20 protein-coding genes are annotated in these 20478 nt (G+C 64.6%); 11 read left to right on the forward strand and 9 right to left on the reverse strand.

Going from position 1 to position 20478, the window contains the following annotated elements; translation table 11 throughout:
• Window positions 1–17 precede the first annotated feature (17 nt).
• The 3 genes from BP26_RS0113060 to sufT form a co-directional block, all read right to left on the reverse strand.
• Complete coding sequence (locus BP26_RS0113060) at window positions 18–821, reverse strand: MipA/OmpV family protein (protein ID WP_051748932.1); 804 nt, start codon at window positions 819–821, stop codon at window positions 18–20.
• 149 nt (window positions 822–970) lie between these two features.
• Window positions 971–1354, reverse strand: coding sequence for a Co2+/Mg2+ efflux facilitator ApaG/CorD (apaG, locus tag BP26_RS0113065; RefSeq protein WP_029921031.1), 384 nt, complete (start codon window positions 1352–1354; stop codon window positions 971–973).
• A 25-nt stretch (window positions 1355–1379) separates the two neighbouring features.
• Entirely contained in the window at window positions 1380–1922 is a 543-nt protein-coding gene (gene sufT / locus BP26_RS0113070) for a putative Fe-S cluster assembly protein SufT (protein WP_029921032.1), read from the reverse strand.
• Window positions 1923–2070: 148 nt separating this feature from the next.
• Between sufT and BP26_RS0113075 the strand changes: the two genes are divergently transcribed.
• From BP26_RS0113075 to BP26_RS29515, 4 genes are all read left to right on the forward strand, one after another.
• On the forward strand, window positions 2071–2805 hold the full coding sequence (locus tag BP26_RS0113075; RefSeq protein WP_029921033.1) for an SIMPL domain-containing protein: 735 nt from the start codon (window positions 2071–2073) through the stop codon (window positions 2803–2805).
• A 136-nt stretch (window positions 2806–2941) separates the two neighbouring features.
• Window positions 2942–3412: a 5-(carboxyamino)imidazole ribonucleotide mutase gene (gene purE, locus BP26_RS0113080; protein ID WP_036516849.1), complete on the forward strand. Its 471-nt coding sequence runs from the start codon at window positions 2942–2944 to the stop codon at window positions 3410–3412.
• 21 nt (window positions 3413–3433) lie between these two features.
• Window positions 3434–4522: a 5-(carboxyamino)imidazole ribonucleotide synthase gene (locus BP26_RS0113085; RefSeq protein ID WP_029921035.1), complete on the forward strand. Its 1089-nt coding sequence runs from the start codon at window positions 3434–3436 to the stop codon at window positions 4520–4522.
• A 195-nt stretch (window positions 4523–4717) separates the two neighbouring features.
• A complete protein-coding gene (locus BP26_RS29515) occupies window positions 4718–6121 on the forward strand; it encodes a YXWGXW repeat-containing protein (RefSeq protein WP_051748933.1) in 1404 nt (467 codons plus the stop codon).
• Between the two features lie 123 nt (window positions 6122–6244).
• Here the strand turns inward: BP26_RS29515 and BP26_RS0113100 are convergent, their stop codons facing one another.
• From BP26_RS0113100 to dnaA, 5 genes are all read right to left on the reverse strand, one after another.
• Complete coding sequence (locus tag BP26_RS0113100; RefSeq protein WP_029921036.1) at window positions 6245–6988, reverse strand: ParA family protein; 744 nt, start codon at window positions 6986–6988, stop codon at window positions 6245–6247.
• Between the two features lie 217 nt (window positions 6989–7205).
• Window positions 7206–9614: a DNA topoisomerase (ATP-hydrolyzing) subunit B gene (gene gyrB, locus BP26_RS0113105; RefSeq protein WP_029921037.1), complete on the reverse strand. Its 2409-nt coding sequence runs from the start codon at window positions 9612–9614 to the stop codon at window positions 7206–7208.
• A 27-nt stretch (window positions 9615–9641) separates the two neighbouring features.
• Window positions 9642–10760 (reverse strand): DNA replication/repair protein RecF, encoded by a 1119-nt coding sequence (gene recF / locus BP26_RS0113110; RefSeq protein ID WP_051748934.1) that lies wholly within the window; start codon window positions 10758–10760, stop codon window positions 9642–9644.
• Window positions 10761–10935: 175 nt separating this feature from the next.
• Window positions 10936–12036, reverse strand: coding sequence for a DNA polymerase III subunit beta (gene dnaN / locus BP26_RS0113115; protein ID WP_029921039.1), 1101 nt, complete (start codon window positions 12034–12036; stop codon window positions 10936–10938).
• Between the two features lie 270 nt (window positions 12037–12306).
• Window positions 12307–13641 carry a chromosomal replication initiator protein DnaA gene (gene dnaA / locus BP26_RS0113120; protein WP_211254915.1) on the reverse strand — a complete coding sequence of 445 codons (1335 nt, stop codon included), beginning with the start codon at window positions 13639–13641 and terminating at the stop codon, window positions 12307–12309.
• Between the two features lie 254 nt (window positions 13642–13895).
• On the opposite strand from dnaA, the gene rpmH reads away from it, so the two are divergent.
• From rpmH to darG, 7 genes are all read left to right on the forward strand, one after another.
• Window positions 13896–14030 (forward strand): 50S ribosomal protein L34, encoded by a 135-nt coding sequence (gene rpmH, locus BP26_RS0113125; RefSeq protein WP_029921041.1) that lies wholly within the window; start codon window positions 13896–13898, stop codon window positions 14028–14030.
• A gap of 43 nt (window positions 14031–14073) precedes the next feature.
• Window positions 14074–14481 (forward strand): ribonuclease P protein component, encoded by a 408-nt coding sequence (gene rnpA, locus BP26_RS0113130; RefSeq protein ID WP_051748935.1) that lies wholly within the window; start codon window positions 14074–14076, stop codon window positions 14479–14481.
• Window positions 14424–14684 (forward strand): membrane protein insertion efficiency factor YidD, encoded by a 261-nt coding sequence (gene yidD / locus BP26_RS28585; protein WP_084183056.1) that lies wholly within the window; start codon window positions 14424–14426, stop codon window positions 14682–14684. The genes rnpA and yidD overlap by 58 nt, the downstream gene beginning before the upstream one ends.
• Window positions 14685–14693: 9 nt before the next feature.
• Entirely contained in the window at window positions 14694–16385 is a 1692-nt protein-coding gene (yidC, locus tag BP26_RS0113135) for a membrane protein insertase YidC (protein ID WP_029921043.1), read from the forward strand.
• A gap of 91 nt (window positions 16386–16476) precedes the next feature.
• A complete protein-coding gene (gene mnmE / locus BP26_RS0113140) occupies window positions 16477–17838 on the forward strand; it encodes a tRNA uridine-5-carboxymethylaminomethyl(34) synthesis GTPase MnmE (RefSeq protein WP_029921044.1) in 1362 nt (453 codons plus the stop codon).
• Window positions 17839–17934: 96 nt separating this feature from the next.
• On the forward strand, window positions 17935–18576 hold the full coding sequence (gene darT / locus BP26_RS28590; RefSeq protein WP_084183057.1) for a type II toxin-antitoxin system toxin DNA ADP-ribosyl transferase DarT: 642 nt from the start codon (window positions 17935–17937) through the stop codon (window positions 18574–18576).
• Complete coding sequence (darG, locus tag BP26_RS0113145; protein WP_029921045.1) at window positions 18576–19652, forward strand: type II toxin-antitoxin system antitoxin DNA ADP-ribosyl glycohydrolase DarG; 1077 nt, start codon at window positions 18576–18578, stop codon at window positions 19650–19652. The genes darT and darG overlap by 1 nt, the downstream gene beginning before the upstream one ends.
• Before the next feature lie 301 nt (window positions 19653–19953).
• Here darG and BP26_RS0113155 read toward each other — a convergent pair whose 3' ends face one another.
• On the reverse strand, window positions 19954–20463 hold the full coding sequence (locus tag BP26_RS0113155; RefSeq protein ID WP_029921046.1) for a DUF1648 domain-containing protein: 510 nt from the start codon (window positions 20461–20463) through the stop codon (window positions 19954–19956).
• Window positions 20464–20478 lie beyond the last annotated feature (15 nt).

Here is a 20478-nt window from a genome sequence, read left to right on the forward strand (position 1 = left end):
AAACCGACCGGCTCGTCTCAACGAAAATCGTAGGCCAGGCTGAGGCTCGCGGCGTACTGCCACTTCTCGTCGACGGTCGGGCTGTTGCCGGCCTGCCCGAGCAGGGTGGTGGCGGCGAACACGCCGTCGAGGAACCAGTGGTCGGCGAAGATGTAGGTCATGTTGGTGCCGACGCCGACGGACTTGAGGCCGCCGCCGGGTGTGTACACCGGCAGGTGGGTGTTCTCCGAGACCTGCTCGGTCACGCCGAAAGCGTGGTTCATGTAGTTGGTGTCGGCGATGGTCACCGAGGCGCCGGCGAAGACGAAGAATTTCTTGTTGCCGGCCACCGGCATGTAGACGCTGGCGTCGCCGATCCAGCCGCCGACGCCGCCGAGGTTGTGGCGGATGTCGCCGCGCACGATCACCGGGAAGATGACGTATTCGGCGAACAGCTTGGGCGCAGCCGAGGGCGACAGGTTGGTGCGGCCGCGCAGGCGATAGTAGGTGCCTTCGTTGCGACCGAGGTCGTAGGTCAGCGCCAGGCCGGCGCGGTAGTCGCGGCCGCGCAGCAGGTTCACGCCCAGGCCTTCGCCGGTGGAGAAGAAGGCGAGGTCGCGGTAGCGGATGTCGATGGTGGGGCCGGGCTCGAAGTAGTAGTTGTCCGAGCCTTCGAAACGCGGCAGGAACTCGCCGCCGAAGCCGATGATCTTCTCCCAATGCGGGGGATCGGGGTCGAAGCGCTTTTTCAGGGCGATGCCGGCGGAGTACTGCCATTCGCCGAGCGGGCTGGGAGTCTGCGCCTGCGCCGTCCCGGCGGCGGCAAACGCGACGATGCACAAGCCGCCTCTTGCAAGGAAGCACATCAGAACAGCGCCCAGTGATCGCCCAAGCTGCATTCCCGGCTCCGTGGCTTGAGGGTTATGGAGCTAGGCTACCGCGTTATGCGCCGCAGGTGGAAACTAAAGTCGTCACGGAAAACCGATGGGGGTCAGTTGAGAACGCGCGGTACGGCCAGGCGGAAGGGATCGATCATGGCGTCGAAGGCTTCGCCCTGGTCGGTCACCATCTGGAAGCTGCCGTGCATGGTGCCGACCGGCGTGTTCAGCGGACAGCCGCTGGTGTACTGGAACTGCTCGCCGGGCTTGAGGGTGGGCTGGTAGCCGACCACGCCGGGGCCGCGCACTTCCTCGGTCTTGCCTTCGCCGCTGGTGATGATCCAGTGGCGCGAGCGCAGCTGCACCGTCACTTCGCTCTCGTTGCGGATGGTGACGTGGTAGGCGAACAGCCAGGACTGGCTTTCCGGCTCGGACTGGTCCGGCACGTAGCGCGGCTCCACCGTGATGCGCACGCCGCGTGTGACCGTATTGCTCACCGGATTTCGCCCCTCGATCTGCTGCTCACATGAAGCCCGCCTGTAGTTGCGCCGCTTCGCTCATCATCTCACGGGTCCAGGGCGGATCGAACACCAGCTCGACCTCGGCCTCGCGCACACCGGGTATCTGCATCACCTTGCTCTTGACGTCGGCCACCAGCACATCGCCCATGCCGCAGCCGGGGGCGGTAAGGGTCATGACGATGCGCACCCGCCAGCCGCTTTCCGCGGCCGGCTCCAGGCGGCATTCGTAGATCAGGCCCAGTTCGACCACGTCGATGGGGATTTCCGGGTCGTAGCAGGTCTTCATCTGCTGCCACACGGCCTGCTCCACCTCGTCTTCGCTGGCATCGGGGGCGATATCCGGCACGCCGGCGGGCGTCTTGCCGATGGCATCGGCGTCCTTGCCCTCGATGCGGAACAGATGGCCCTGCATCTGCACGGTGTAACTGCCGCCCAGGGCCTGGGTGATGCTGGCTTCGGCGCCTTCGGGCAGCTCGACGCGGGTGCCGGCGGGAATGAGCACGCCGACTACATCGCGGCTGAGGGTGACGGTTTCGTAGGACATGCTTGGGGAACTGGGGGCGGGGGAGCCGCGATTAAAGACCAATCTGGTCCGGTATTTTAACGCCTGTCGCGAATCGGCGCAGGGCGGTTGTGGGAACGCTCCTTTCAATGCAGGATGTGGGCCTCCACAACGACCGGGATGTCGCCCCATGAATGCATCGCTCAAATCCGCCATGGCACTGTGCCTGCTGTGTGTCGGTGCCGTTCAGGCCGACCCGCTTGAAAAGGCGCCGGAGCGCCGCGCCGTGACGGTGAGCGGGCAGGGCGAGGTCAGCGCCGCGCCGGACCGCGCGCGGCTGAGCATGGCGGTGGAGGAGACCAGCCCGGACCTGAAGGCGGCGCAGGCCAAGGTCAACGGCGTGGTGCGCACCTATCTGGCGCAGGCCAAGGCCCTGGGCGCGAAAGACGAGGATGTCTCCACCGCCGGCCTGAGCATCAACGCCGAGTACGACTATTCCAACCCCAAGGGCGGCCGCAAGTTCCTGGGCTACCACGTCACCCGCAGCATCGAGGTGGTGGTGCGCGACCTGGACAAGATCGGCGACTACCTGCAGCGCGCCACCGACGCCGGCATCAACAACGTCTCCAATCCACAGCTGGAATCGTCCAAGGCCGACGAGTTGCAGCGCCAGGCGCTGGCCAAGGCGGCACTGGACGCCCAGGCCAAGGCCCGCGTGCTGGCCGACACCCTGGGGGTGAAGCTGGGGGCGGTGCACACCATCAGCGCCAGTTCCGAGGCACCCCAGCCGGGTCCGCAGCCCCGTATGGCCTTTTACGCAAAGGCGGCTGCGGCACCCGAGGGCAACGACCAGATGGGCTTCGCCGCAGGCGAAATCCGTTTCACCACCAGCCTGGTGGCGGAGTTCGACCTGGGAGCGCCCTGAGGCGAGGTAAGAGCCTCGGACAAGCCCGCGCGTGCGAAGTTCACGGATTGATGGGATAATTCCGCACTTTCCTCCCTCAACGGGATAGAAAGTGCCGCAGAACCCGCCGTCAGCCCACCCTTTGGTCGGCATCATCATGGGCTCCCGCTCCGATTGGGAGACGATGGCGCACGCCGCACGCACGCTCGATAGCCTGGGCGTAGCGTACGAAACACGCGTGGTTTCCGCGCACCGCACTCCCGATCTGCTGTTCGAATACGCCGGCTCCGCCGCCGGGCGCGGCATCCAGGTGATCATCGCCGGTGCCGGCGGCGCGGCGCACCTGCCGGGCATGGCCGCGTCGAAGACGCGCCTGCCGGTGCTGGGCGTGCCGGTGCAGTCGAAGGCGCTGAGCGGGATGGACTCGCTGCTGTCGATCGTGCAGATGCCGGCCGGGATTCCCGTGGGGACCCTGGCCATCGGCAACGCCGGCGCCACCAATGCGGCCCTGCTGGCCTGCTCGATCCTGGCCCTCGGCGACGCCGGGCTGGCCGCACGCCTCGACCACTTCCGCGCCGCGCAGACGGCGCAGGTGCTCGAGCATCCCGACCCCAGCGTTCCGACGTAACCAGAAAGCAGCCCACTCATCGTGAAGATCGGCATCCTTGGCGCCGGCCAGCTCGGCCGCATGCTGGCTTTGGCCGGCTATCCACTCGGCTTCGAGTTCGCTTTCCTCGACCCGGCCACCGAAGCCTGTGCCGCGCCGCTGGGCGAGCACCTGCGCGCGGACTACCTCGACCTGGCGGCGCTAGAGAAATTCTGCGCCGGCATCGATCTCGCCACCTTCGAGTTCGAGAACGTACCGCAGCAGGCCGCCGAATTCGTCGCCGCGCGGACACCGCTGTTCCCGGCGCCGCGCGCGCTGACCTCAGGCCAGGACCGGCTCAGCGAGAAGCAGATGTTCGTCGCTCAGGGCATCCCGGTGCCGAAGTTCGCCGCGGTCAGCTCGCGCATCGGCCTGGAGGCGGCGGCCCAGCACACCGGCCTGCCGGCGGTGCTGAAGACGCGCCGCATGGGCTACGACGGCAAGGGTCAGTACGTGCTGCGCAGCGCCGCCGATTTCGACGCGGCCTGGGCCCAGCTCGGCGCACAGCAGCTGATCCTCGAATCCTTCGTGCCCTTCGAGCGCGAGGTGTCGTGCCTGGCGGTACGCGGCCGCGACGGCGAGGTGAAGTTCTACCCGCTGGTGCAGAACGTGCACCGCAGCGGCATCCTGCGCACGGCGCGGCCGCGCAACGGCGATCCGCTGCAGGCGCTGGGCGAGGAGTACGCGCGGCGCATCCTGCAACACCTGGACTATGTCGGCGTGCTGGCCTTCGAGTTCTTCGTCGCCGACGGCGGCCTGCTCGCCAACGAGATCGCGCCGCGCGTGCACAACTCCGGCCACTGGAGCATCGAGGGCGCGGAGTGTTCGCAGTTCGAGAACCATCTGCGCGCCATCGCCGGCCTGCCGCTGGGCAGCACCGCGCTGCGCGGCGAATCGCTGATGGTCAATTTCATCGGCAGTGCGCCGGCGCTGGAGGCGATGGCCGCGCTGGAGGGCGTGCACGTGCACCTCTACGGCAAGCAGCCCAAGCCGCTCCGCAAGATCGGCCACGCCACCCTCACCGCGCCGGACAGCGCCACGCTGGAAGCGCGTCTGCGCCGGCTCGAACCCCTGCTCGACCAGGACGGCTGACCCCCCAAAGCAGGGGCAGTGCGATGGACATCGCGCTGCGGTCACCCAAAATGCGCTAGGGTCGGTATGGCGATTCCGGACCGGCGGCGCGTTTTCACTCAGCTGCGCTTAAGGTTCGGTCCTGTACTTTGTGAACCAGCGCCATGCCACCGCATGGCGCGGAAGCGCAAGCCGTTGCCAAAGGGGGAGTCAGCCATGTCCGCAAACCATCCGATCCGATCCAGTTCAGCGATCCTGAGCAGCCACAAGGCGCTGCTGCGCGCGGCGATCTTCGGCCTGGCCCTGCCGCTCGCGGCCTGCGTAGTGCCCGATGGCGGCTATGACCAGCCGCAACAGCCGTATCCCTACCCGCAGCCGCAACCGGTCTATACCCAGGACCCGTCGCAGCCCCAACCCTACCCGCAGCCGCAGGATGGTTCCTACGACACTTCGTACGACGCCACCGCCAGCGAGCCGCCGCCGCCGCTGCCGGTCTATGACCAGCCGGAATGCCCGGGGCCCGGTTACATCTGGACCCCCGGCTACTGGGGCTACAACGGCGGCTATTACTGGGTGCCCGGCACCTGGGTGGAGCCGCCGCAGCCGGACGTGTACTGGACCCCGGGCTACTGGGGCTGGGCCGGCAATGTCTACGTCTTCCACGGCGGCTACTGGGGTCCGCAGGTCGGCTATTACGGTGGCGTGAACTACGGCCATGGCTATGAAGGCCACGGCTACGAGGGCGGGCGCTGGGATCGCGGCCAGTTCCAGTACAACCGCGCCGTCAACAACATCAACGTCAACCGCGTTCACAACACCTACAACAGCACGGTGATCAACAACATCACGGTCAACAACACCAGCTACAACGGCGGCCCCGGCGGCACCCGCGACCGGCCCGACCCGCAGGACCGGGGCAACCGGCAGCGCTTCCGCCCCACGCCGGAACAGTTGCAGCACCAGAACGCCGCCAGCGGCAACCACTCGATGTACGTGTCGGAGAACCGCGGCCAGCCGCCGGTCGGAGCGGTGCAGCGGCCGGGCATGTTCGGCAACCGCACGCCGGTCCAGGTTCCGGTCAACAATGCGCCAGGACAAAGGCCGCTGGACCAGCAGCGCTTCCAGGATCAGGGGCGCCAGCAACAGGACCAGCAACGCCAGCAGGAACAACAGCGCTTCGAACAGCAGCGGCAGCAGCAGGATCAGTTGCGCCAGCAGGCCGACCAGCAGCGCAACAACGAGCAGCAGCGTCTGCAGGAGCAGCAGCGCCAGATGCAGCAACAGCAGCAGAATCAGCAGCGGCAACAGCAAGATCAATTGAGACAGCAACAGGATCAGCTGCGGCAGAACCAGCAGCAGCGCCAGGATCAGATGCGCCAGCAGCAGGACCAGCAACGCCAGCAGGAACAACAGCGCTTCGAACAACAGCGGCAGCAGCAGGATCAGCTGAGGCAGCAGAACCAGCTGCGGCAGGAGCAGTTCCGCCAGCAACAGCCGCAACAGAACCCGCAGCAGCAGTTCCACCGCGAGCCGGGGAACACGCCGCCGACCGTGCCGCAGCGTCCGAACCCGCCGCAGGCGCATACGCAGCACGAGGACGTGCGGCCCAAGCCGCAGTGAGTTTCGAAGCGTAGTTTGCGATTGCGGTGACGGTGGCCCGGGAAGCGCATAGCGCTACCCGGAAGCCGTTGCAGGGAAAGGTGAAACGTCCCTGCGAACGCCAAGCGTTCGCAGGGATGGTGCTCAGGTCTTCTTCAGCGCCGCGTTCACTTCCTTCCACAAATCCCGGTAGGCCTCCGCGGCGTAGCCGTAGGATTCGAACACTTCCAGCGGCGCGCGGTGCTCGCCCATGCGTTCCACCGCCGAAGCGTAGGGAATCACTGTCTTGGCCACGTCCTTGATCATCTTCGGCGGCTGCTCGATCAGCATGCGGTGCAGCAGGCGGCGCCGGTCGGCCATCGAGTAGAACGGCTTCAGCGTGTTGCGCGGATAACCTTCCGCCTCGTAGTAGTCGATCACCGTCTTCAGCGCGCGCAGCGACAGGTGCGTCGGCACCGTCGGCACCAGCACGAGGTCGGAAGCGGTGAAGACGTTGTCGGCGAGGTGCGACAGGCTCGGCGGGCAATCGAGCACCACCAGGTCGTAGCGGCGGTTCACCGGCTTGAGCCGTTGCAGCAGCGCGTCGCGCGCGCCGTCCTTGCGCAGCCAGGTGTCGAGGTGGCGCGTGTGCAGGTCCGCCGGCAGCAGATGCAGCTTGTCGTAGGCGGTGCTCTGGATCTGGCCTTCGATGTCGGCCCCGGCGCGCCACATGGACTTGTCCGGGATTTCCTCGGTATTGGCCTGCAGGTACCAGCTGGCGGCGCCCTGGGGATCGAGGTCCCACAGCAGGGTGCGCAGTCCGGATTGCGAGGCCAGGTAGGCCAGGTTGACCGAGGCTGCCGTCTTGCCGACGCCGCCCTTGAGGTTGTAGACCGCCAGCGTTTTCATGCGCGCGCCTCCCCATGAGGCCCCCTTTTGATGGGGCCTTGCACCATGCACGGCCAATCCGGATCCGCCCATCCGGATGGATGGGCCCCAATCGGCGATACGCTGAATTTAGAACAATTTCACGGACTTGGCACAGACGGCCGGGAGAGGGCCGCATTCCGCGCAGCCGTGAAGGCTGCGCGGAAGATCATTTAGTCATTTTAAATCAAGGACTTGATCAGATATCGAGGTTGCTGACCAGCAGCGAGTTGCGCTCGATGAAGTCGCGGCGCGGCTCGACGTCCTCGCCCATCAGCGTGGTGAAGATCTGGTCGGCGGCGACCACGTCTTCCACCTGCACCCGCACCAGGCGGCGGATCGCCGGATCCAGCGTGGTTTCCCATAGCTGGCTCGGGTTCATCTCGCCCAGGCCCTTGTAGCGCTGGATGTTGAGGCCGCGGCGGGTTTCGCTGAGCAGCCAGTCGAAGACCTGCTCGAACGTGCTCACCGCCTGGGTGCGCTCGCCCCGGCCGATGGTGGCGCCCGCGCCGAGCAGGGTTCTGGTCTGCTCGTTGAAGCGCACCATCTGCTGGTAGTCGACGCTGGCGAAGAAGTCTTCGCCGAAGCTGTACTGGTATTCCAGCCCATGCAGGCGCCGCTCGATGCCGAGCAGCGGCCCGCTTTCGCCGATGGCGCCCTTGACCTTGTAGCGCGAGGCGCTATGGCCGTCGTTGAGCGCGGCGGTGAAGGCGGCGACCCAGGTCTCCAGGGCGGCGGCTTCGGTCGGCACCGGCGCCATCTTGCGCAGCTGTTGCAGCAGGTCGGCTTCGTAGTGGCGCGTCAGGCGATCGACCACGCCATTGAGGTGCGAGTAATCGCGCACCAGGTGCGACAGCGCGGCCTGGGTCAGCGGCGGCTGGCCGGTGGCCGGGATCAGCACCGCGTCGTCGAGGGCGGCGCGCAGCTGCCACTCCTCCATCTCGCGGTCGTCCTTGATGTAGGTTTCCTGCTTGCCGGCTTTCAGCTTGTACAGCGGCGGCTGCGCGATGTAGACGTGGCCGCGCTCGACCAGGCTGTACATGTGGCGGTAGAAGAAGGTCAGCAACAGGGTGCGGATGTGCGCGCCGTCCACGTCCGCGTCGGTCATGATGATGATGCGGTGGTAGCGCAGGTTTTCCGGCTTCATGTCGTCGCGGCCGATGCCGCAGCCCAGCGCCGTGATCAGGTTGCCGACCTCCTGCGAGGACAGCATCTTCTCCAGCCGCGCCTTCTCGACGTTGAGGATCTTGCCCTTGAGCGGCAGGATCGCCTGGAAGCGGCGGTCGCGGCCCTGTTTGGCGGAGCCGCCGGCGGAGTCGCCCTCGACCAGGAAGATCTCGGACTGCGCCGGATCCTTCTCCTGGCAATCGGCCAGCTTGCCGGGCAGGCCGGCGATGTCCAGTACGCTCTTGCGCCGGTTGAGTTCCTTGGCCTTGCGCGCGGCTTCACGGGCGCGGGCGGCATCCACCACCTTGGCGCCGATCACCTTGGCTTCGCGCGGGCGCTCGAGCAGGAATTCCTTGAGCTTCTCCACCAGCACCGATTCCACCGCGGCCTTGACCTCGGAGGACACCAGCTTCTCCTTGGTCTGCGAGGAGAACTTGGGGTCGCGCACTTTCACCGACAGCACCGCGGTGAGGCCCTCGCGGGCGTCGTCGCCGATCGGCTCGACCTTTTCCTTCTTGGCCAGGCCTTCGGTCTCGAGGTAGTCGTTGATGGTGCGGGTCAGGGCGTTGCGGAAGCCGGTGAGATGGGTGCCGCCATCCTTCTGCGGGATGTTGTTGGTGAAGCAGAACACCCCTTCCTGGTAGGAATCGTTCCACTGCAGGGCGGCTTCGACCACGATGCCGTCCTTCTCCGCGTTGACGTAGACGATGGTCTCGTGCAGCGGTGCCTTGTTCTTGTTGAGGTACTCGACGAAGGCGCGGATGCCGCCGTGGTATTCGTAGATGTCCTCGCGGGCGCTGGCTTCCTCGCGCAGCACGATGCGCACACCGGAATTGAGGAAGGACAGTTCGCGCAGGCGGCGCGCCAGGATGTCGTAGTGGAATTCGGTCTGGGTGAAGACCTTGTGGCTCGGGTAGAAGCGCACCAGGGTGCCGCGCTTGGTGGTCTCGCCCTGCTCCGCCAGCGGCGCCTGGGGTTCGCCCATGCGGTATTCTTGGTGGTAGTGGCGGCCGTTGCGGTAGATGTCGAGCAGCAGCAGCTCCGACAGCGCATTCACCACCGACACGCCGACGCCGTGCAGGCCGCCCGAAACCTTGTAGCCGCTGCCGCCGAACTTACCGCCGGCGTGCAGGATGGTCATGATCACTTCCGCCGCCGAACGCCCCTCTTCCTCGTGGATGTCCACCGGAATGCCGCGGCCGTTGTCGTTCACCGAGACGCTGTTGTCGGCGTGCAGGATCACCTGTACCTCGGTGCAATAGCCCGCCAGGGCTTCGTCGATGGCGTTGTCCACCACCTCGAAAACCATGTGGTGCAAGCCGGTACCGTCGTCGGTATCGCCGATGTACATGCCGGGCCGCTGACGGACCGCTTCGAGGCCCTTCAAGACCCGGATGCTGCTGGCGTTGTAGGTGGTGTCGTCGTTCGGGGGAGTGTTCATCGTCTGGTTCTGTTCTGACTCGCTATTTTACCCGTTTGCCAGGGGTCGCAGGAGGCCATGTTCCACGTGGAACATGCGGGCGTCGGGGGTGTTTTTCAGCGGACCGGCGAGTTCCAGCGCGGTCACGAACTTCTGACCGGGATAGGCCAGCAATACCTTCAGTAGACGCGTTTGGAACTCGGAAGACAACTCGGCGGAGAAATCGTCGAGCAGCAGCACCGGCACCCGGCCGCCCCGCTCCGCCACGATCCAGCACTGCGCCAGGATGAAGGCTGCCACCAGCAATTTCTGCTGGCCGCGGCTGATGCGGCCCTTCACCGATCTGGCGGGGCCGCCCTCGCCATCCGCCTGGCTGTCGCTCATGTGGCTGGTATAGAAGCCCAGTTCGGCGCGCTGCGGCCCGCTCATGGTCAGGCCATGCCGCCGGTCCCGCTCCAGGCTGGCTTCCAGCACCTCCAGGTAGGCGCGGTCCGCGTCCCAACCCTGGCTGTAGCGCAGCTGCCAGCGTTCGCCCGGCAGCAGGTCGGCCAGCAAGGCCTGGCTGCGTGCCTCCACTTCCAGGGCATGGGCCCGGCGCAGGGCGCTCAATTGCTCGGCGGCTTCCGCCAATTCCCGGTTCCAGGGCGCCAGCATGGCCACCGAACCGCCCTCGCGCAGCATGGCATTGCGCTGGCGCAGGGCGCGGCGCGCCCGTTTCCAGGTCGGCATGAATCGATGTTCCACGTGGAACACACCCCAATCGAGGAAGCGGCGACGGATTCCCGGCCCCTCTTCCAGCATCCGGTGCATGCCCGGATCGAGGATCTGCAAAGGCAGGCGCCGCACCAGCTCCGACAAGGCCAGATCACCCTGGCCGAACTCGATGGCGATCTCCCGCTCCCGCCAGGTCAGCTTGAGCAGTTCCGGGGGCACGCCCGAGGGATCGACGACCTGCCCCGCCACCTGCCAGGCCTGGGTGCCATCCCGCGCCAACTGCGCCGGCAATACGCGCCAGCTGCCGCCCCGCCCCAGCACATGCAGGGCTTCCAGCAGCGAGGTCTTGCCGGCGCCGTTCTCCCCGGTGATCAGGTTGAAGCGCGGATGAGCGTCGAGCTGGAGGTTGGTGAACAGGCGGAAATCACGCGCCTGGAGCTGGGAGATCAACATGATCCCGGCCGCCCTGGATTCGTTTTAATCAGTGCGCAAACAAAAACGCCCTCACGTCGGAACGTGAAGGCGCTTGCTGAAACTCGGCGTAAGGACCGGGATGCCGCTACACCCTCTCCCCTCTCGTTCCAGCCTTGATGCGTGAACAGCTGGCTTCTCAGGATGCGGACGCGGCTCAAAGCCGCATCGGCATCACGACGTACTTGTTGGCGTTGTTGGCCGCGTCGTAGACCAGGCCGCTGGCGTCGCCGCTGCGCAGTTCCATGATGAACTCGTTGCCTTCGATGGCGTCGAGCGCGTCCAGCAGGTAGCCGACGTTGAAGCCGATCTCAAGCGGGGCGCCTTCGTACTGCACCTCGACTTCCTCCTCCGCCTCTTCCTGCTCCGGGTTCTGCGTCTGGATGCGCAGGGTGCCGCCCGACAGGGTCAGGCGCACGCCGCGGAATTTCTCGTTGGACAGGATCGCCGCTCGGGACAGCGCCGCGCGCACCCGGCCGCGGTCGCCATGCACGGTCTTGTCCGAGCCTTCCGGAATGACGCGCTCGTAATCGGGGAAACGGCCTTCGATCAGCTTGGAGGTCAGCTTCAGGCCGTCCAGGTCCACCTGCACCTGGTTGGCGGAAAGATTCAGCTGGATCTCGGTGTCGTCCGCTTCGACCAGGCGCTGCAATTCCAGCACGGTCTTGCGCGGCAGGATCACCTGCAGGTCCTTCTTCACGCCGGTGTCGCGGCGCAACTCGGCCATGGCCAGGCGGTGGCCGTCGGTTGCGACGGTGCGCACGCGGTTGGCGCGGATCTCCAGCAGCAGGCCGTTGAGGTAATAACGCACATCCTGCTGCGCCATGGCGAACTGGGTGCGGCTCAGCAATTCCTTCAATTCCTTGCCGGTCAGCGTGAGCCTGGTTTCGGAGCCCGCCGCGCTGAGCGAGGGGAATTCGGCCGCATCCAGGGTGGCCAGGGTGAAGCGGCTCTTGCCGGACTTCATGGTCAGGCGGTTCTGGTTCAGCTCGACGCCGATGGTGGCGCCTTCCGGCAGGCCGCGGCAGATGTCGTGCAGCTTGCGCGCCGGCGCGGTGGTCTTGCCGGGGCTCAGGTTCTGCACCTGCACGCGTCGCTCGACCTGGAGCTCCAGGTCGGTGGCGGTCAGCACCAGCTCGTCCTCCTGGGCCACCATCAGGATGTTGCTGAGGATCGGCAGCGACTGTCTTCGCTCCACCACGCCGATCACCGACTGAAGTGCGGAAAGCAGCTCGCCTCTCGGGATTTGGATATTCATGGAGCCGGATCGGATGGTTGGGCAGGTGGACTAAAGATAAATATGGGTTTGAATATAAAAGACAGCTGTATTAATAGTGTCGTCACTTTTCGCTGGATAAATCTGTAAATTCCAGCATATTCAATAACTTGTATTCTTTTTCCGGCCGAATCCAGCACCTGTGCAAGGCCTCGTTACCCTCTAGCAAGCTGTGCACAAATAGATATTCAGGCTTATCCGCTGGATTATACACAGGCAATTCCAGGCTCCGTACCCAGCTTTGCAGGGTGCTCAATTGGTCAGCATGCGCAGCAGGTTTTCATAGTCCTCGCGCAGGCGTTCGTCGTCGCGTTTCAGCTCCACCACCTTGCGGCAGGCGTGCAATACGGTCGTGTGATCCTTGCCGAAGGCGGCGCCGATTTCCGGATAGGAGTGCTGCGTCAGTTCCTTGGCCAGCGACATCGCCACCTGGCGCGGGCGCGCCAGTGTGCGGGTGCGGCGCACCGAGCTCAGATCGGTCAGGCGGATGTTGTAGTAGCCGGCGACGGTGCGCTTGATGTTCTCCAGCGTCACCGCGCGGTCGTAGGACGCGAACATGTCCTTGAGGCAGCTGCGCGCGAACTCGGTGGTGATCGGGGTTGCGGTGAGGCGCGCCGACGCGTTGAGGCGATGCAGCGCGCCTTCGAGTTCGCGCACGTTGGAGCGGATGCGCTGCGCCACCAATGCGGCGACGTCGTCCGGCATGCGGATGCCGAGCGTCTCGGCCTTGGCCAGCAGGATCGCCACGCGCGTTTCCAGTTCGGGCGGCTCGATCGGCACCGACAGGCCCCAGGTGAAGCGCGACTTGAGGCGTTCGTCGAGCGCGTCGAGCTCGCGCGGATAGCGGTCGCAGGTCAGCACGATCTGCTTGCGGCCGTCGATCAGGGCGTTGAAGGTATGGAAGAACTCTTCCTGCGAATGCTCTTTGCCTGCGAGAAAGTGGATGTCGTCGATCAGCAGCGCGTCGACCGAGCGATAGAAATTCTTGAACTCGGCCTGGCGGCCGAAACGGATCGCCGACACCATCTGGTTGAACCACTGCTCGGCGCCGACATAGACGATGCGCGCATTTTCGCGGCCGGCCGAGATGGCATTGCCGATGCCGTGCATCAGGTGCGTCTTGCCCAGACCGGACTGACCGTAGATCAGCAGCGGGTTGTAGACGTTGCCCGGGCTGCTCGCGACATGAAGGCCGGCAGCGCGCGCCTGCGAGTTGGATTTGCCTTCGATGAAGGTCTGCAAGGTGTAGCGCGGATCGAGCCGGCCCTTGGCGAACGGGGAATAGTCCTCGCCTTCCGCCGGCGCCGCGCCGCTGCCGGTGCCGGATGCGGCGGGACGCGTCTCGGCGCCGCTGCCGACCGCGATGTTGACGATGAGGTCATAGCTGGCGAGGCTCGACACCGCGCGCTGGATCTTCTGCAGGAAGTCGGTGCGCACGCGCTCCATCACCACGCGGTTGGGCGCCAGCAGCGTCACCTGGTCGGCCGAGACCACGGCGCGCAAGGGCCTGATCCAGGTGCCGATTTCCTTGCCGGGAAGTTCCGCTTCGAGGCGCTCGACGCACCGGTCCCAAAGGTCCTCTCTCAGCATGCCCCGTCCATCCGTCTGCATTCGTTTTTGGACGAAGAGTCTAGCCGCTGGTCCCTGACTTATCCACAGGCTGAAGCCACCCTGTCGAGTACAATCACGGACGCCCTTGTATCCGCACCGAATATTCTCCGGAAGGCGTCCGAAACCGGCGCCCGGCCGACGGATTTGCGGCTGCTGTTGCTTGGGATGTTGCTTGATGGGGCGTTAGACCTATAAAATAGCTCTCTTTTGTCCCGCTCGAGCAAGCAGTCATGAAACGTACGTTCCAGCCGCACACCCTGCGGCGCAAGCGCACCCACGGTTTCCGTGCCCGTATGGCCACTGTCGGTGGTCGCCAGGTGCTGGCGCGTCGCCGCGCCAAGGGCCGCGCCCGTCTCATCCCGTAAGCTGCTTGAGTTCAAGCTTGAGCCCGAAGTCGGACCTGGGTCGATGCACGCACGCGCACAGCTGCAACGCCGCGTCCGCATCCGCCAGCCTGCCGAATTCAAACAGGCTTTCGCCAAGGGCTTCAGGATCACGCGGACGCCGCTAGCCGCGGTATGCAGGCCGAATAACGGCACGGACCACGCGCGTCTCGGTCTGGCCATCGCACGCAAGGCCGCGCCCCGGGCGGTGGATCGCAACCGCATCAAGCGGCAGATCCGTGAAAACTTCCGGCACAATCAGCAACGCCTGCCCGCCGTGGACCTGGTGTTCTACGGCACGCCCGGCCTGCATGGCATGAACAACGAGCAGCTGCGCGCAACCCTGGCGGAAATCTGGCTCAAGGTGATCGATCGATGCGGTGGCTACACGTCCTACTCGTCGGATTCATCCGCGCCTACCAGCGCTTCATAAGCCCCCTGCTCGGGCCGCGCTGCCGTTTCTATCCCACGTGTTCCCAATATGCCGTCGAGGCCATCGAGCGTCACGGCCCCGTCAAGGGCCTGTGGTTAGCCTTGCGCCGTATCGTGCGCTGCCATCCGCTCAATCCGGGCGGCCACGACCCGGTTCCGGAACACCAGCCCACCCACTGCTCCACCATCTGTAAGCCCAGGTAGAAGCTCTCCATGGAAAATCGCCGCATGGTACTGGTCGCGTTTCTCGGCCTGTTCCTGTTCCTGCTCTACCAGGCCTGGGAAACCGACTACGCCAAGCCGGCGCAGACGCAGCAGTCGGGCAATGCCAGTGGTGTCGCAGCCGATGCCGCCGGCAAGGCCAGCACCGCGGCGGCGGGCGCCACCGATGTCGCACCCGCGGCGGGTACGCTCACCCAGCAGCATGTGCAGGTGCAGACCGACCTGCTGATGGTCGACATCGCCCTGGCCGGCGGCGAGATCCGCCGCGTCGAGCTGAGCGACTACAGCACCGACAAGAAGCACCCCGACCAGAAGCTGGCACTGCTCGACGACCGCAACGGCGAGCTGTTCACCCTGCTCAGCGGCATCGCCGGCAGTGAGCAGCCGCTGTCCAGCAACCAGTCCAGCTTCACGTCCCCGCAAGCCGCCTACAAGCTGGCCGACGGCGCGGCCACGCTCGACGTGCCGCTGGAATACACCGACGCCTCCGGCTACAGCGTGCGCAAGGTGTTCCATTTCAAGCGCGACAGCTACGAGATCGGCGTCACCCAGACCCTGGTCAACCACAGCGGCAAGGAGTTGCAGGCTGCTTCCTTCCTGCGCTACCAGCGCACGCCGCCGCCGGCCGAAGCGGGCCCCGGCTTCATGCACACCGCCGGCGGCTTCCTCGGCATCGGCGTCTACCAGCAGGACAAGCCGGGCAGCAGCGACTACGCCTACAAGAAGAAAGCCTTCAAGGACCTGGACAAGGCGGAGTACGACGTCAAGCAGACCGGCGGCTGGATCGCCATGCTGCAGAAATACTTCGTCGTCGCCGTCATCCCGCCGCCCGATCAGGCGGCGGAATTCAGCGGCAAAAAGAATCCGAGCAGCCAGCAGCCATACCAGGCGCAGTACACCGGAGTGCTTGCGCCGGTGGCCGACGGTACCGAACACAGCTACGACAGCCGTCTCTACATCGGTCCGATTGCCCAGGGCAAGATGGAAGGCGTGGCGCCCGGCTTCGAGCTGACCGAGGACTACGGCATCCTGAAGTCGGTGGCCAAGCCGCTGTTCTGGGTGCTGTCGCAGTACCACAAGCTCACCGGCAACTGGGGCTGGTCGATCATCCTGCTGACCCTGACGGTGAAGGCCCTGTTCTTCAAGCTGTCCGAGGCGCAGTACCGCTCCACCGCCAAGATGAAGAAGTTCAGCCCGCGCATCAAGGAACTGCGCGAGCGGTTCGGCGACGATCGTGAGCGCCTGAACAAGGCGATGATGGAGCTGTACAAGAAGGAAGGCTTCAACCCGCTGGCCGGCTGCTGGCCGCTGCTGGTGCAGATGCCGGTGTTCTTCGCCCTGTACTGGGTGCTGGCGCAGAGCGTGGAATTGCGCCAGGCGCCGTTCATCCTGTGGATGCAGGACCTGTCCGGTCCCGACCAGTACTACATCCTGCCGGTGCTGTACGGCATCAGCATGTGGGTGCAGCAGCGCCTGTCCGGCCAGTCGGCGACGATGGACCCGACCCAGGCGAAGATGATGAACATCATGCCGATCTTCCTCACCGGCCTGTTCCTGTTCTTCCCGGTCGGCCTGGTGCTGTACTGGCTGGTCAGCAACCTGACCAACATCCTGCAGCAGTGGGTCATCGCGCGCCGCCTCGAGGCCGCGGACCTGAAGAAAGGCGAGCTGGTGAAGAAATAGGCCACGCCTCCCGCAAGCCCTGCAACAACGATCCCCGCTCCGGCGGGGATCATTGTTTTTGGCGCCACCCCATGCGCGTACACTGCTGCTCATGAGAACTGCGGTCACCGACACCATCGCCGCCATCGCCACGCCGCCGGGCCGCGGCGCGGTGGGCATGGTGCGCGTATCCGGTCCGCTGGTGCCGCGGATCTGCGAGTCGCTGGCCGGCAAGCTGCCGCCACCGCGCACCGCCGCGCTGCGCAGCTTCCGCGACGCCGCCGGCGCGCGCATCGATCAGGGCCTGCTGCTCTATTTCCCCGCGCCGAACTCCTACACCGGAGAGGATGTGCTCGAGTTGCAGGGCCACGGCGGTCCGGTGGTGTTGAGCCTGCTGTTGCGAGCCGCCTGCGCGGCCGGCGCGCGGCCGGCGCGGCCCGGTGAATTCTCCGAGCGCGCTTTCCTCAACGGCTGCCTCGACCTGGCGCAGGCCGAGGCCGTGGCCGACCTCATCGACGCCTCCAGCCGCAGCGCCGTGCGCGCCGCGCTGCATTCGCTCCAGGGGGAATTCTCCAACCGCGTGCAGGGCCTGCTCGACGAGCTGATCGCGGTGCGCGCCGACCTCGAGGCCGCGCTGGATTTCGCCGACGAGGACGTGCCCTGGATCACGCCGCAGACCCTGCACGACCGCACCGCCGGCCTGGTCGAAATCACCGCCGACCTGATCCGCGAAGCGGCGCAGGGGCGCCGCCTGCGCGAAGGCATGACCGTGGCCATCGCCGGACAGCCCAACGTCGGCAAGTCCACCCTGCTCAACCGCCTCGCCGGGGCCGAGGCCGCCATCGTCTCGCCGCATGCCGGCACCACCCGCGACCTGCTGCGCGAGCACATCGTGGTCGACGGCCTGCCGCTGACCATCATCGACACCGCAGGCCTGCGCGAGACCAGCGACCCGGTCGAACAGGAAGGCGTGCGCCGCGCCTGGGCCGCGCTGGAAAAAGCCGAGCTGATCCTGTTCCTCGCCGACGACCGCAACGGTCTCACCGAAACGGACGCCGCGCTGTTGGCGCGGCTGCCGCCGGAGATCGAAACCCTGCTGTTGTTCAACAAGTGCGACCTCAGCGGCGGCGCCCCATCGCGCGACAAGGACGCCCAGGGCCGCATCCGTCTACGCCTCTCCGCCGCCGGCGGCCAGGGCATCGATCAACTCGCCGCCGAGATCAAGCGGGCTGCCGGATTTTCAGCCGCCGATGCCGAAGGCCTGTTCACCGCAAGGGCGCGCCACCTCGATGCCCTGCATCGCGCCCAGGCTTCGCTGCGTCTTGCCCGCGCTCACGGCGCGCGCAACACCTCGCCGGAACTGATCGCCGAAGAGCTGCGCTTGGCACAGCAGGCCCTGGACGAAATCACCGGGCGCTTCAGCAGCGAGGACCTGCTGGGCCGCATTTTCTCCAGTTTCTGTATTGGCAAGTGATTAACCGCGGAATTTAAGTGTCGGTGGTTGTTCTTTAACGATTTCCCCCATGCTCGCGGCTTGAGTAGGCTTGGGGTGGGTAGTACGATGGGAAGAATGTCGATTAACCTCAATCTGGACAAGGCACTAATTTTCCGGATTGTGCATCGCGATAACCTGCCTTGGATTCTGGATCACGGCCTACATTGTCGGAACTCTGGGATATTCGATCCGAATTACGTGAACATTGGCAATCCCGAATTGATCGACAAACGCCACCATCGGGTTGTGTCAGTGCCCCCCGGTGGAACTCTCAGCGATTACGTCCCTTTTTACTTCACCCCGTATTCACCAATGCTGTACAACATTAAAACTGGCTGGGCGGGGATTCGGCAACGTACGAATGACGAGATCGTGATCTTAGTATCCTCCCTTCGCCGCCTAGCCGAGTTGGGACTTCCTTTCTTGTTTTCCGATCGACACGCATATCTGACGAGTGCGCAATTTTCGTCTGACATGGCTGATCTTATCCGCATCGACTGGCCAATCCTTCAGCGGCGAGATTTCAAGCGAGATGTTGAGGATCCTGGCAAAGTGGAACGTTACCAAGCGGAGGCGTTGGTTTACGGACGGCTACCAGTCGAAGCCTTGATAGGAGTGGGTTGTCACACCGACATCGTAGCAACAAGAGTCCGCGTTTTGTGTGATCAAAGAGCATTGAACTTGCGTGTAGTTACCTCCCCCAGTTGGTACTTCTGATGATTCTATATACGAAGGGAAATTTATTGGAGGCCGATGTAGACGCCGTGGTCAACACGGTAAATACCGTGGGTGTAATGGGAAAAGGTATCGCTTTGATGTTCAAGGAAGCGTTTCCCGACAACTTCAAGCAGTATGAGGCGGCCTGCAAGAAGAAAGAGATCAAAGTTGGCCACATGTTCGTAGTAGAACGCCTCGAGCTTCTTGGTGGCCCTCATTGGATAATTAATTTTCCGACCAAGAAGCACTGGCGGCAGCCGACTAAGTTGGAATGGATCGTTGAGGGGCTGGCAGACTTGCATAGAGTGATTACAGAAAATCACATTCGCTCGATCGCAGTTCCCCCTTTGGGTTGCGGCAATGGTGGCTTGGACTGGAAAGACGTTCGACCGACTATTGAGGCTGCGTTAAGCGACTTGGCGGGTGTTGATGTCCTCGTGTTCGAACCGACCGACAAGTACCAGAACGTCGCGAAGCGCTCAGGCGTACAGAAACTTACTCCAGCTAGGGCGTTAGTGGCAGAACTGATTCGGCGATATTGGGTGCTTGGTATTGAATGCACTCTTCTTGAGATTCAAAAATTGGCTTGGTTTTTGGAACGCAATATCGAGAAGCTGGGGCTTGCTGATCCCCTGGACCTTCGTTTTGAAGCCAACAAATACGGCCCATACGCCCATCGCTTGCAGCATTTACTGAACGCTATGGACGGGAGTCACCTCCACTGCGAAAAGCGATTGGCCGACGCGGGTCCCCTGGATATCATCTGGTTTGACGATTCCAGCACGGACTTTGTAGCCGCGTATTTAAGTAGCAGCGATGCAAAGGTTTACCGTGATGCTTTGGAGGTCACGGCAAAATTGATCGATGGCTTTGAATCGCCACTTGGCCTGGAACTTTTAGCGACAGTGGACTGGCTAGTTTATAAGGAACACTGCGAACCCACTAGAGACGCACTCAAGAACGGTCTGCGGCATTGGGCGGGAGGGGGGCTGGCAGCCGAGCGAAAGACGAGACTATTTGATGATCGGCTTATCGATCTAGCGATAGGTCGGCTCGGAGAATGGCCATCGGCCTAGAGTCGTTGGCTCACCGCCGCCAAATGGGTTCGCGGTTCCGTTCGGCGAGTCGCGCCGGTGGTCGGTCCGCACAAGAACCCCGGTTCGGCGCATACTAGCGCCAGCCGATATCGCCTGCCACGGCGTAGACCATTGACCGCAACGACTCCTCCCAAGCCTGAATTCTGGTGCGCTTCCTGCCACCGGCACCGGCCCATCGCCATGCTCGCCGCGAAGCGGGACAAGACCCGTTCCTACTGCCGCGACTGCTACGAGAAGAGGAAGCTGGCCTTGCGGACCATCAAGCCCGGCTGAAGCGGCTTTACGGCTTTGCCGGGGGGCGCCGCAGCCGCCACATCAACACGGCAACCCATAGCGCGATCATTGCCGCCAGCGGCACGATAGCCGTGGTCAGGATCGAGCCGGGCAGCTGTGCCGGGAAATAGGCGTTGGCCTGCAGCACCAGCCGGTGCACCAGGCAGATGAACACCACCAGCAGGGCGCCCAGCCACTGCGCGTGGGCCACCAGGAATTCGACGGTCGCGTCCAGCCTCGGCGGTGCCAGCCAGTAGTCCCCGTTGGGCAGGTTCATGCGTTCGCGCGAGTTGCGGTAGACGCTGCTCATCACGGTCACCACCAGCGAGGGGAAGCCGGTGACGAAGATCAGCATGAAGGCCACGTAGTTGACGCGCGACATGAAACCATTGGCTTCGCCGCTGGCCGCGAAATGCGAAGCCACCAGGCTGGGCAGGGTGTTCGAGGTCGCGGCGACATAGCCAAGCCCGCCCACCATGATGGCGATGAACAGGCTGCGCGACAGCGTGCGGCGCACGGCGGAACCCCGGCC

It is taken from the genome of Nevskia soli DSM 19509 (assembly GCF_000711955.1).
GTDB lineage: Bacteria > Pseudomonadota > Gammaproteobacteria > Nevskiales > Nevskiaceae > Nevskia > Nevskia soli.

Coding starts and splice junctions, on each gene's coding strand:
- sufT (WP_029921032.1), bottom strand. CDS start 1,922: ATGTCCTACGAAACCGTCACCCTCAGCCGCGATGTAGTCGGCGTGCTC.
- BP26_RS0113075 (WP_029921033.1), top strand. CDS start 2,071: ATGAATGCATCGCTCAAATCCGCCATGGCACTGTGCCTGCTGTGTGTC.
- purE (WP_036516849.1), top strand. CDS start 2,942: ATGGGCTCCCGCTCCGATTGGGAGACGATGGCGCACGCCGCACGCACG.
- BP26_RS29515 (WP_051748933.1), top strand. CDS start 4,718: ATGTCCGCAAACCATCCGATCCGATCCAGTTCAGCGATCCTGAGCAGC.
- BP26_RS0113100 (WP_029921036.1), bottom strand. CDS start 6,988: ATGAAAACGCTGGCGGTCTACAACCTCAAGGGCGGCGTCGGCAAGACG.
- gyrB (WP_029921037.1), bottom strand. CDS start 9,614: ATGAACACTCCCCCGAACGACGACACCACCTACAACGCCAGCAGCATC.
- recF (WP_051748934.1), bottom strand. CDS start 10,760: ATGTTGATCTCCCAGCTCCAGGCGCGTGATTTCCGCCTGTTCACCAAC.
- dnaN (WP_029921039.1), bottom strand. CDS start 12,036: ATGAATATCCAAATCCCGAGAGGCGAGCTGCTTTCCGCACTTCAGTCG.
- rpmH (WP_029921041.1), top strand. CDS start 13,896: ATGAAACGTACGTTCCAGCCGCACACCCTGCGGCGCAAGCGCACCCAC.
- rnpA (WP_051748935.1), top strand. CDS start 14,074: ATGCACGCACGCGCACAGCTGCAACGCCGCGTCCGCATCCGCCAGCCT.
- yidD (WP_084183056.1), top strand. CDS start 14,424: ATGCGGTGGCTACACGTCCTACTCGTCGGATTCATCCGCGCCTACCAG.
- yidC (WP_029921043.1), top strand. CDS start 14,694: ATGGAAAATCGCCGCATGGTACTGGTCGCGTTTCTCGGCCTGTTCCTG.
- mnmE (WP_029921044.1), top strand. CDS start 16,477: ATGAGAACTGCGGTCACCGACACCATCGCCGCCATCGCCACGCCGCCG.
- darT (WP_084183057.1), top strand. CDS start 17,935: ATGTCGATTAACCTCAATCTGGACAAGGCACTAATTTTCCGGATTGTG.
- darG (WP_029921045.1), top strand. CDS start 18,576: ATGATTCTATATACGAAGGGAAATTTATTGGAGGCCGATGTAGACGCC.